Here is a 12,809-nt window from a genome sequence, read left to right on the forward strand (position 1 = left end):
GACATCCGGACAGCATGAGCAAAAAACACATCGATCTCCTGGATTTCCACGGGCTGCCCGCGCCGGTGTACTTCCGCTATGCCGACTTCGCCGCCCACAGCCATGCCCTGGAGCATCGCCACCCCTGGGGCTGCCTGGAGTATTCGGCCCACGGCGTGATGCACATGGAGATTGCCGGCCAGCGTTTCATGTCGCCGCCGCAATATGCGGTGTGGGTGCCGCCACAGACGCCCCACAGTTTCTACACCGCGCAGCCGATCAACTACCGCGCCGTACTGCTGGCCCCGGAGCTGTGTGCCGAGTTGCCGGCCGGGGGCAGTACCCTGGCCATCAGCGAGATCCTCAAGGCGATCCTCAAGGACTTCGCCGCCCGTGACGTGCAGATCCCCGAGGGCGAGGCCGACCAGCGCCTGGCCCAGGTGCTGCTGGACCAGTTGCGCCAGGCGCCGGTGCATACCTGTTACCTGCCCTACGCCAGCAGCCCCGACCTGCTGCGGGTGCTCCAGGCCCTGCAGGCCGAACCGGGCAACAACCAGCCTTTGGCCCACTGGGCGGGGCTGGCCCATGTCAGCGAGCGGACCCTGGCCCGGCAGTTCGTGCGCGAATTGGGCATGAGTTTTGGCGAATGGCGCCAGCGCCAGCGTTTCCTGGCCTCCATCGAGGCCCTGGAGAGCTCGCGCAGCATCCAGGAAATCGCCTTCGACATGGGCTACAGCAGCGCCTCGGCGTTTATCGCGATGTTCCAGCGCCAGGCTGGCAGCACGCCGGAGCAGTATCGCCGGGCCGGCCTGCAGAACAGGTGAAGGTGTAACAGGCTTTGTCTACACTGCGCTGGAGGCCGTGCCCGTCGGTGCGGTGACAAGGAGAAAACTCCATGAAGATGTTGCGTATTCCGTTGTTGATGGTGGGCCTGCTGCTGTGCTCCCAGGGTTTTGCCGCCACCGCCCAGCAGAACAAGATGACCACCTGCAATGCCGAGGCCACCGCCAAGACCCTAAAGGGCGATGAGCGCAAAGCCTTCATGAGCACTTGCCTCAAGGCGGCCCCGGCAGCTGCGGCTACCCCGTCCACGCCTCAGGAAAGAATGAAGACCTGCAACGCCACGGCCACCACCCAGGCGCTCAAGGGCGATGCGCGCAAGGCGTTCATGAGTGATTGCCTGAAGAAGAAATGAGCCTGAATCGATGGGGCCGAGGTATCGCGCGCGCTACAGGACCTTGGCCTGCATCGGTTTTTCAGAGTTTCGCAGCACGTAAACCATTAGCTTTCAATGAGATAGGTCTGGCAGCTACCGCTCGTCGCTTTTTTGTTATGTAAATTTTTTTACATTTACACTTTGTTCCCTTCGAAAACAGGTGCCGGGACGCACCACGCGGACGTTTGGCCAGCCAAAATCCGTGATTCTAGGGAATGGAAAGCATGTCGCGTTTTGGCTTGTTCAGGCCTGTAGTAGCGTTTTGTGCTTTGTCTGCTTCGCTCGCGCTCAGCGCCGCGCCGCTGCAGACGCCGGGTGATCGCGACCTGATTCGGGATCGCCAGCAGCAGTTGCTGCAAGAGCAGCAGAAGCGCCTCGACGAACTCCAGCAACTCCCCGGCAAGACCTTGCCCCCGAGCCTGCCCTGCAACCGGGCGAGCAGCGCTGCTTCACCATCAAGACCGTGATTCTCAAGGGTGCCGATCATCTTTCCGCTGCCGATCGCGAGCGCCTGGTGGCGCCCTATCGCGACCAGTGCCTGTCGGTGACGCAGATCAACACCCTGCTCAAGGCCATCACCCATCACTACCTGCAGCAGGGCTATGTCACCACCCGGGCCTACCTGCCGGCCCAGGAACTGGCCTCGGGGCAACTGACCATCGTGGTGGTCGAAGGCCGCCTGGAGAGCCTGGACAGTTCCGCCCTGGCCAGCTCGCGGGAACTGGCCATGGCCTTTCCCGGCACCACCGGCGAGGTGCTCAACCTGCGGGAGCTGGAGCAACTGGTGGACCAGCTGACTCGCTTGCCTTCGCGCCAGGTGGAACTGGAACTGGCCCCGGGAGAGAAACTGGGCGACAGCCGTGTCGGACTCAAGGGCCAGCGTCTGAAGCCCTGGCGGGTATCGGCCACCCGCAACAACAGCGGCGACAACAGCACCGGCGAGCAGCAGGCCGGCCTCGGCCTGGACTGGGACAGCCCCCTGGGCCTGGCAGACCAGCTCAGCCTGCGGGCCAATCAGGACACGGTCAGTGACCGCTGGCGCCACTCCGACAACCAGAGCCTGTTCTACAGCCTGCCCTGGGGCTGGTGGACCCTCAGTTATTCCTACAGCCAGAGCTACTACCGCACCCGCAATGACAGCACCGGCTTCGACTTCACCATGGACGGCGAAAGCAAGAACCAGCAGTTGCGCGCCGAACGGGTGCTGCACCGCGACAACCTGAGCAAGACCGGCATGAGCCTGGGCCTGAGCCAGTTGCGCACGCGCAACTACCTCGATGACAACCTGATCGACGTTTCCAGCAACCGCATCACCGAAAGCCAGCTGGGCTTCAACCATGGGCGGCGCATCGGCAATGCCCTGGTCAACGCCGACATTGGCTGGCAGCAGGGCATCGGCGCCCTGGATGCCCAGGGCAGCGGCAATCCCCATGGCAGCGAGCCGGTGGCCCGTTACAACAAATACAGCCTGACCCTGAGCTACCTGCAGCCCTTTCGCCTGTGGAACGAAAACTTCAGCTTCGACAGCCTGGCCACCGGGCAGCGCAGCGAGGACGTGCTCTTCAGCCCCCAGCGCATCAGCCTCGGCGGCCTCAACTCGGTGCGTGGCTTCCAGGACCAGACCCTGTCCGGCAACAGCGGCGGCTACTGGCGCAACCAACTGCGCTGGCGCCGTGCGGTGACCTGGCCGGCGTTGCAGCCTTTTGTCCAGGAATACGGCATGGCCTTTGCGTATGACGTGGGGGTGATCAAGGGCGATCGCTACAACCACGATGCCCGCGGCCGCATGAGCGGCAATGCCCTGGAACTCAATGCCCGCGGCCAGTACCTGGCTGCATCCGTCAGCTTCGCACGCTCCCTGGAGCGACCGGCAATTATCGAGAGGCGAGAGCACCCGGTGTACTTCCGGGTAGACCTGTTCTTCTGACTCGCCCGCAACGTTATTGAATGGATGATTCGCACATGGACGTACGCAAGCCTTTTGCCCAATGCATTGCCCTGTCGTTGTCGGGGATCCTGTTTCTCAACCCGATCGTCAGCGTGGCCGCAGGCCTGGCCCTGGACCCGGCCGCGGGGGGCAACGCCACCATCGGCGCGGCCGGCAATGGCGTACCCATCGTCAACATCAACGCCGCCAACGGCGCCGGCTTGTCCCACAACAAGTTCAGCGAATACAACGTCGGCAGCAACGGCCTGATCCTCAATAACGGTACCGGCTCGACCCAGAACACTCAGCTGGGCGGCTACATCATGGGCAACCCCAACCTCAAGGGGCAGGCGGCCCAGGTCATTCTCAACGAAGTCACCGGCAGCAATCGCAGCAAGCTGGCGGGCTATACCGAAGTGGCCGGGCAGTCGGCCCGGGTGATCGTCGCCAACCCTCATGGCATCACCTGCAACGGCTGCGGCTTCATCAACACCCCACGGGCCACCCTGACCACCGGCAAGCCGGTGATCGAAGGGCAGAAACTCGATCGCTTCCAGGTCGATGGCGGCGACATCAGCATCGAAGGCGCCGGCCTCAACGCCAGCAACATCGACCAGTTCGACCTGATCACCCGCAGTACCAAGCTCAATGCCGACCTGTACGCCAAGAAGCTCAACGTCATCACCGGGCGCAACGACGTCAAGGCCGATGACCTGAGTGTCACGGCCCGGGATGCCGACGCCAGCGCCAAGCCGGAACTGGCCATCGACAGCTCGGCCCTGGGCGGCATGTACGCCGGGGCGATCCGCCTGGTGGGCACGGAAAAGGGCGTGGGGGTGAACATGTCCGGGGAAATGGCGGCCAGCACCGGTGATATCCAGATCGACGCCAACGGCAAGGTCACGGTCGCCGGCATGGGCGCCAACCAGGCCATCGCCATCAAGGCCCAGAGCATCGAGCTCAAGGGCAAGGCCTACGCCGGCACCGAGGCGACCCTGCAGGCCGCCGAGCAGATCCAGGTGCAGACCAGCCTGGCGGCCCGGGACCGGGTCCAGGTGGTGGACGCCGCGCAGGTGGTCAACCACGGCATCATCGAAGCCGGAGTCAACACCGACAACAGCCGCAACGATCACGGCGAGGTCAAGCTGACCGCCGGCACCCTGGAGAACCGCGGCAACGTACTGGCCAGCCGCAACCTGGAGCTGACCGCGCGCCAGGCCCTGAACAACCAGAACGGGGTGATTCAGGGGCCCAAGGTCGAGGTCAAGACCGCGCGCCTGGTCAACCAGGGCGCACAGGCTCGGGTGCTGGCACAGCACGAGCTGGTGCTGACCACCCCGGCCATCGCCAACCTGGGCGGCCTGATCCGCTTTGGCGAGCAGCAGGCCGCGACGCTCACTCTGGATAGCCTGAACAACAACGGCGGGCGCCTGGAAGTGGCGGGCGCCGACCTGACCCTCAAGGCCCGCGAAGTGAGCAACCAGAAAGGCTCGATGATTGCCGACCGGGTAGAGATCAGCGCCGGGCGGCTGGACAACCAGCAGGGCCTGATCGGGGCCAGCCAGGGTAGCGCCACCTTCAAGGTCAGCGAGCAGTTGAACAACAACGGTGGCCAGCTCCAGGCCCAGACCCTGCTGGAAACCCAGGGCGCAGAGTTGCTCAACCAGGGCGGCAAGCTGCTGGCCGACCAGATCAAGATCACTGGCACTCGCCTGGACAACAGCCAGAAGGGCCTGGTCAGCGCCGAGAAGGGCGAGTTGCAGGTGAGCCTCGCCCAGGACCTGATCAATGCGGGTGGCAAGCTCCAGGCCACATCGCTGCTCAGCCTCAAGTCCGCCAGCGTGGATAACCGCGCTGGCACCCTGGTTGCTCCGCAGCTGACCCTCACCAGCAGTGGCAAGCTCGATAACCAGGGCGGCACGGTGGATGCCACCGGGCTTGAGCTGCACACCGCGGACATCGACAACCAGGGCGGCCTGCTGCAAGGCAAGGACAACCTGCTGCTGGAAGCCCGGGACCTGGCCAACAACCAGGGCCAGGTGATCGGCAACGTACTGACTGCCAACCTCGACAGCCTCAGCCAGAACCAGGGCGGGGTACTCAGCGCCGAAGCCGGCCAGCTGACCCTGACGGTCAAGCAGCATCTGAACAACGCCCTGGGCCATTTGCAGGCCAAGAACGGCGATGTGCAGATCGGCTCCGGCAGCCTGAACAACCAGGGCGGCGTGGTGGTGGGCAATCAATTGCTGCTGACCAACAACGGCCTTTTGGACAACCGTGGCGGGCAACTGGTGGGCGACCGCCTGAGCCTGAGCACCCAGCGCCTGGACAACCAGGGCGCAGGCCTGCTGGCGGCGGGCAGCGACGGCTTGCTGCTGACCTTGACTGCCGACGGCGCCACCCCGGGGCAGTTGCTCAACAGCCAGGGGCGCCTGCAAAGCGACGGGCATCTGCAAGTCAACGGCGGCCAACTGAACAACAGTGGCGGGGTGATCCTCGGCGAGAGCGTCGGGATCAACGCCGCGGGCCTGGACAACAGCGCCAGGGGCGCAGTGGTGGCCAAGACCGGGGGGCTGCATGTGGCCCTCAACAACGGCGTATTGAACAACAGCGCCGGGGTCATCGACGCCGGTGACCAGGCACTCAAGGTCACCCAGCTGGCCCGTCTCGACAACCAGGGCGGCACCCTCAAGGGCAAGCACCTGGAGGTCGATGGCGGCGCGCTGGACAACCGCCAGGGGCAACTGCTCGCTGGCAGCGATGGCCTGAACCTGGTGGCCGGGGGCCTGAACAACGCCGAAGGGATGATCCTGGCCCAGGGCGGCCATGGTGAAGTCACCCTGGGCCAGGGCAGCCTGGACAACCGTGGCGGCACCCTGCAGGGCGCGACCCTGGCGGTGACGGCCGGGGCTGTGGATAACAGTGCCCTGAACGGCAAGGCCGGCTTGATCAGCAGCCAGGCCGGCAACCTGAAGCTGGTGGTGGATCGCCTCACCAACCAGGCAGGCAAGCTCTACGCCAACGGCCTGCTCAGCACTTCCGGACAGACCCTGGACAACCGCTGGGGTGGCGAAATCAGCGCCCAGCAGTTGGACCTGACCACCGCGGCCAACCTCTACAACCAGGGCGGCCTGGTGGAGTCGGCCGGCTCGCTGCTGCTGGTGGGCGGCAACCTGGACAACAGCGCCGGCGGGCGAATCCGCGCCGTAGGCGGGGAGCAAAGCCGGATCAGCCTGGGCGGCAGCCTGTACAACCAGGGCGGTAGCCTGGCCCTGGGCTCCAACGCCTTCAGCCTGAATGCGGGCAACCTGAACAACGTCGGCGGCAGCATCGAGCACGCTGGCAACGGCCTGTTCAAACTCGACCTGGGCGGGCTCTCGGGCCTCCAGGGGCGCATCACCGGCCTGGGCCGGGGCGACTGGGACATCGGCTGGGTGGACCGCAGCGGGCTGATGCAGCTCAACGGCGCCCTGGACCTGAGCACCGGCGGCGATCTCAACCTCAGTGCCGGCGACCGTATCGCCAGCGCCAGCGGCCTGCGGGTGGGCGCCGCGACCCTGAACAACGCCGGGGAACTGGCCAGTGACGGCTACCTGACCCTGGACCTGGGGGGCAACCTGAACAACAGCGGCCTGCTGTCGTCCCGGGGCAAGCTCACGGTGGGCGCCAGCGACCTCAACCAGAACGGCGGTCGTATCGCCAGCGGCGGCGACACCGAGCTGAACCTGCGCGGCACCCTGGACAACCTGGGCCGGCTGATCGCCAGCCAGAACCTCTACGTGTCGGCGGGGCAGATCAACAACCGCGGCACCCTGGGCGCCCTGGGGCAGATGCAGCTGCGCTCCAGCAACGGCATCACCACCTCGGCCGACACCCTGATCTACAGCGGCGGCGACATGCTCCTGCGGGGCAACGGCCTGGCCAACAGCTACGGCGACATCTACAGCGCCGGCAACCTCAGCTTCGCCGCCCTCGACGGGGGCCGCGCGGCCCTGCTGAGCAACCGCTCCGGAACCATCGAAAGCGAGGGCGACATGAACCTCAACGTGGCGTTGCTGCAAAACGCCATGGACCATTACCAGGTCGGCGAAACCATCACCCAGCGCAATATCGTGATCAACTGCACCGACTGTTCCGGCGATTACCACACCGCCACTTACATCGTTAACACCACCTACGAAGGCACCATGGGCGAGCACTCCGCTGGCGCCCGCCTGGTGTCCAACCGTGACCTGACCATCAATGCCGATACGGTGGAAAACGACCAGAGCCTGATCGCCGCCAACCGCGATGTCTCCATCACCGCCAACAACCTGTACAACCGGGGCCTGACCCTGAACAAACGGGTCGAGAGCATCAGCTATTTCCTGCACGGGGTTTCCAAGGGCGCGTTCCGCGCCGCCGAGCGCGCCACCATCGCCTGGAACGCCGCCAACGCCAATCGCGCGCCGGGCCAGCAGGACCCGCTGCCGACCGTGGTGACCCAGTACCCGATCTACGAACCCGCCAGCCACACGGTGATCACCCCGGGTTCCCAGAGCGCCTACGCCTCCACCCTGCAGGCCGGCCAGCGCCTGCACCTGCAGGTCAGCGGCACCCTTGAAAACGGCGTGCAGAGCGAACAGAGCCGCGCCCAGCTCACCGGGCAGACGCTGCAGAACAACCTGGCCCAGGTGGGCGGCCAGGTGATCACGGTCAATGCCCAGAGCTCCGCGGCGGCCAACCAGGTGGCCAAGGATGTACAACGCATCGAGAAGGTCGGCGCCGACGGCACCACCCAGGTCAGCTTCGTCCCGGTGGATTTCTCCGGCGTGCCGTTCGCCGCCGTGGACCCGACCTCGCTGTCGAGCTTCCGCGTGCCTCAGGGCGAGTACGGCCTGTTCGTCAAGAGCCAGAACCCCCAGGGCCGCTACCTGATCGAGACCAACCCGACCTTCACCGACCTGTCGCGCTTCATGAGCTCGGACTACATGCTCGGCAACCTCAACTACAACACCGACCAGACCTGGCGCCGCCTGGGCGACGGCCTGTACGAGACCCGGCTGATTCGCGACGCAGTGCTGGCCCAGACCGGCCAGCGCTTCCTGGCGGCCGGGCTGACCAGCGACTACGACCAGTACCGCTACCTGATGGACAACGCCATCGCTTCCAAGGACCAGTTGAACCTGAGCATCGGCGTGTCCCTGACCCCGGCCCAGGTGGCCTCGCTGACCCATGACATCGTGTGGATGGAAACCCGCGAAGTGCAGGGTGAGAAAGTGCTGGTGCCGGTGCTCTACCTGGCCCAGGCGGAAACCCGCAACCTGCGCGGTGGCAGCCTGATACAGGGGCGCGACATGACCCTGATCGCCGGCGGCGACCTGACCAACGTCGGTACCCTGCGGGCCAGCAACGACCTGAGCGTGAATGCTGGCGGCAGCCTCTACCAGGGCGGCCTGATCGAGGCCAACGAGCGGGTCAGCCTGATGGCCCAGGACAGCGTGCGCAACGCCCTGGCCGGGGAAATCCGCGGCAACCAGGTCAGCGTCACCTCGATCAAGGGCGACATCATCAACGACCGCACCGCAGTGGCCGTCGGCTACGGCTCGGGCAATCGCACCATCCTCGACCAGGGCAGCCAGATCACCGCGCGCCAGCAGCTGGACCTCAGCGCCGGTCGCGACCTGACCAACCTCGGCCAGCTCGCCAGTGCCGGCGATGCCAAGCTCAGCGCCGGTCGCGACATCGACCTGCTGGCGGTGCAGGACCACACCTTCACCCAGAGCGCGATCCGTCGCGGCCTGGTGACCAACGACACGGTGCAGACCCTGGGCTCCAGCGTGACCACCGGCGGCAACCTGGAACTCAATGCCGGGCGCGACCTGGCGGTGGTAGCGAGCCAGGTCAGCGCCGGTAACGACCTGTCCCTCAATGCCAAGCGCGACATCGTCATCGCTTCGGCCCAGGACGAGCAATCCTCGACCTTCTACCAGAAGAAGAAAGGTTCCTGGGGCAAGAGCAAGACCACCCGCAGCGCCGATTCCTCCACCACCAACGTGGCTTCCGAGATCAGCGCCGGGCACGACCTGATGGTCAACGTCAGCCAGGACAAGGACGGCCGTATCAGCCTCAACGGCGGACGCGACGTCACCGTGGTCGGCAGCCAGCTCAAGGCCGGCAACGACCTGCTGGTGGGCGCTACCCGGGACGTCAGCCTGGTCTCGGCCCAGGAGCAGCAGGACAGCGCCTACAGCCAGAAGAAGAAAGGCAGCTTCGGCCTGAGCAAGAGCGGCAACAGCCGCACCTCCAGCAGCACCACCCAGGTGGGCAGCGAGCTGAGTGCCGGCAATGACGCGGTGGTGATATCCGGGACCAACGTCAACCTTTCGGCCAGTTCCATCGAAGCCAAGCGCGATGCCGAAGTGCGCGCCGGGCTGATCGACAAGAACGGCGACATCAACCTGATGGACGCGGCCAACACCTCCAGCAGCCAGAGCGACAAGTACAAGAGCAAGGTGGGGTTCTCCAGTTCCGGCAGTTTCACTTCGATTGCCTCCTCGAAGAAATCCGGCCAGGAAAACATTCAATCCCAGAGTGTCGGCAGCGTGGTCAGTGGCGGGCGTGACACCACCCTGCAGGCATCCCGTGACGTCAACATGATCGGCAGCACGGCCGCGGCCGAGCGCAACCTGAATGTGGGGGCGGGACGCGACATCAACGTCCTGGCCGGCAGCAACAGCTCGGACCAGAGCAACTGGAAGTCCGAGAAGCATGTGGGGCTGTCCCTGGAGAGCGATCGCAATGGAGTCACCGCGTTCCTGGGCAGCGAAGGCCTCAAGCAGAAATCGCGCAATGCCGAGCAGACCGTGGCGCCGAGCCAGTTGCTGGCCGGGCAGGATGCAACCATCAAGGCCGGACGTGACCTGACCCTGGAAGGCTCGCGAGTGGATGCCGGGCGTGATATCAACCTGCAGGCCGGGCGCGATATCAGCATCGACGCGGGCAAGGAAACCTCGATCGAGGAGCGCAGCAAGAGCCGTGACCGCAATGGCCTGACGGTCAATGTCAGCCACAACTACGGCAACACCATGGACGCCCTCAAGGGCACCGGCAAAGGCGAGGACAACACCAGCAAGGCCTCCAGCGTGCTCAGCACCGTGGATGCGATCAACCAGTTCACCTCGGGCCCGACCACCGCGACCCATTTCGGTACGGCCAGCCAGTCCAGCAGCTCGCGCCAGGAAGTGCACAGCAACAGCCCTGCCAGCCTGGGGGCCGGTCGGGATATCAGCGCCGTGGCCGGCAATGACATCAACATTCGCGGTGGTCAGTTCGACGCCGGGCGCGACATCACCCTGGTGGGCCGTGACATCAATGTGGATGTGGCCCGCGGTTCGGTTTCCGAAGAGAGCAAGACCGCCCGCAGCCAGGGCGGCATCAATGGCCAGAGCGGCGGCGGTAGCGCCCGTGCCGGTATCGGCGGCAGCAACGGTGTGGCCAGCGAGCAGATGAACCAGGGCACCAACACCCCGTCGGTATTCCTCGCCGGGCGTGATGTCAGCCTTGAGGCGCGCAACAACCTGACCCTGATCGGAACCCAGGTCCAGGCCGGGCGCGATATCGACCTGGGCGCCGGTAACGACCTGACCATCCGCGCCGCGCAGAACGATTCCAGCAGCGAGTCCAACCGCCACAGCGGCGGTGGTGAAGTGGGCCTGGCCGTGGGCGGCAAGGACTTCATCTCGGTCTACGCCAGCGTCGACATGGGCAAGGGCCAGTTGGACCGGGACAACCAGCGGCAGCAGAACGCCAATCTGGTAGCCGGCGACCAGCTGCGCTTCAGCAGTGGCAAGGACACCACCATCGCCGGCGCCACCCTGCGCGGTGGTGAGGTCATCGGCCGGGTTGGCGGTGACCTGACCGTGTCCTCGGTGCCGGACACCGGCAAGGTCAGCGGCAAGGAAATGGATGCCAGTGTCACCGTGAGCATCGGCCTGGGCGGCGGTGGCAGCGTCAGCGGTTCCCTGGGCATGGGCAAGACCACCGGCAAGACCAACTGGGTCCAGGAGCAGACCAGCATCACCGGCAAGAACGGGGTGGACATCCGCACCGAGAAGCACACCCAGCTCGACGGCGCGCTGGTCGCCGCCGACAACGGCAACCTCAAGCTGGACACCGGCACCCTGGGCTTCCGCGATATCTCCGGCCAGGACAAGGAGCACAGCTACTACGTCAATGCGGGCGGCACCTTTGGCTGGGGCGGCGGCGATGGCGCCAAGGCCACCGGCGGCAAGGACGTGGCCTTCACCACGGACAAGAGCCAGGAAGGCAAGGGCAAGACCGGGGCGTCCGGCTGGAGCGTCAGCGGCTATGACTACCGCAAGGAGCGCGAGCAGGAAGTGCGCGCCACAGTGGGCGCGGGCACCATCACCGTGCGCAACGACGCCAAGACTGGCGCCGACTCCACTGCAGGCCTGAACCGCGATGTGTCCCTGGCCTATGAAATCACCAAGGACAAGGAAAAGCGTACCGACCTGTATGTCTCGCAGTCGTCCCTGGAGTCGGTGAACCACCCGATTCAGACCCTGAACCAGTGGAAGGAGGGGATGAAGAACTATGGCAAGAATGCCTCGGGTATCTTCACCCAGTTTGGCGACCTGAGTAAGGCGGCGGACCAGGTGGTGGCCGACAACCCGTCGTTGCTGCCGCTGGCCTGGATTCCCGGGCTCCTGGAAACCGTGCTCGACAAGGCTGGCAAGTACACCGGTGGCATCATGCCCGGCGTCGAGAACCATGGTGGCCTGATCACCCAAGTGCCGGCCTTGATCACGGGTGACATGCGCTTCTATCGGGTGGAGACCAAGTACCAGTACGAGTCCGACGGCAAGACCATCAAGGTGGACCCGTTGTCCGGCAAACCGATGATCGAGAACGTGCAGAAGCTGATGGAGATCGAGCGTCCCGATGGTGATGGTGCAGTGTTCACCAACGGCATCCAGAACTCGCTGATGGCGGCATTGGTCAACGGTGCAATGCAGACCGGCTCCGATTCCTTCATGCAGGCCTACAACCCCGAGCACGGGATTCTCGGCGACTTGGTCGAGTCGCTGTGGGATGTGGCGCTGGGCGGGACGGTACGCTCTGGTAACGCCCAGCAGCTGCACGATTTCTTCCAGGCCGGGATCAAGGATGAGTACAAGCTGGACGTTGCCGGCCACAGCCAGGGCGGTCTGTTGACCTACCGGGCGATTTCCGGCCTGGATTTCAACCTCAATGGCCAGGTCGGGAGCATCCAGTTGTCGGGCGCCCCAGTGGGTTCCAAGAGCTTCTTTGAAGCCGCCGATGCCGCCGGATTCGATATCGGCAACGGCGCCTTCTTCCAGGTCAACCGTCCGGGGTCGAAGACCTTTTTCGGCATGTTGCCGGTCACCGATACCGTGTCGGATCTGCTGGGGCAGAACTTCACGCACTCGTCCGACCCGGTGGCTCGTTTCTTCGGTTCGCTGGCGACCAGCACCTCGTTGACGGGAGTGGATAGCCCGCACTCGAACTACCTGTGTGTTGCCAAGGGCATGTGCGGTGATGCGCCCAATGCGCTGCAGGACCAGTTCAAGAAGAATCCCCGGTACATTGAACCTACGTTCATCGATGCCAATGGCAAGGACACTATCCGCAGATGAGGGGGAGTCCAAGTTTGGTGGTGGGGCT

At 65.0% G+C, this 12,809-nt stretch carries 3 protein-coding genes and 1 pseudogene; all 4 read left to right on the forward strand.

Annotation, left to right across the window (positions count from 1 at the left end; genetic code table 11):
* Window positions 1–14 precede the first annotated feature (14 nt).
* Window positions 15–803 (forward strand): helix-turn-helix domain-containing protein, encoded by a 789-nt coding sequence (locus tag KI242_RS03170; RefSeq protein ID WP_011058987.1) that lies wholly within the window; start codon window positions 15–17, stop codon window positions 801–803.
* 71 nt (window positions 804–874) lie between these two features.
* Entirely contained in the window at window positions 875–1,174 is a 300-nt protein-coding gene (locus KI242_RS03175; RefSeq protein ID WP_011058988.1) for a PsiF family protein, read from the forward strand.
* Window positions 1,175–1,419: 245 nt separating this feature from the next.
* Window positions 1,420–3,122, forward strand: a pseudogene (locus KI242_RS03180) (ShlB/FhaC/HecB family hemolysin secretion/activation protein).
* Window positions 3,123–3,142: 20 nt separating this feature from the next.
* The gene (locus KI242_RS03185) at window positions 3,143–12,781 is read left to right on the forward strand and encodes a hemagglutinin repeat-containing protein (protein WP_244868161.1); all 9,639 of its coding nucleotides are present in this window, start codon (window positions 3,143–3,145) and stop codon (window positions 12,779–12,781) included.
* Window positions 12,782–12,809: the final 28 nt, after the last annotated feature.

The sequence above is a fragment of the Pseudomonas sp. Eqa60 genome, from assembly GCF_018326405.1.
GTDB classification, from domain to species: Bacteria; Pseudomonadota; Gammaproteobacteria; order Pseudomonadales; family Pseudomonadaceae; genus Aquipseudomonas; species Aquipseudomonas protegens.

Bases quoted from the DNA above. Each gene is read 5' to 3' on its own strand.
- KI242_RS03185 (WP_244868161.1), top strand. From the start codon at position 3,143: ATGGATGATTCGCACATGGACGTACGCAAGCCTTTTGCCCAATGCATT.
- KI242_RS03170 (WP_011058987.1), top strand. From the start codon at position 15: ATGAGCAAAAAACACATCGATCTCCTGGATTTCCACGGGCTGCCCGCG.
- KI242_RS03175 (WP_011058988.1), top strand. From the start codon at position 875: ATGAAGATGTTGCGTATTCCGTTGTTGATGGTGGGCCTGCTGCTGTGC.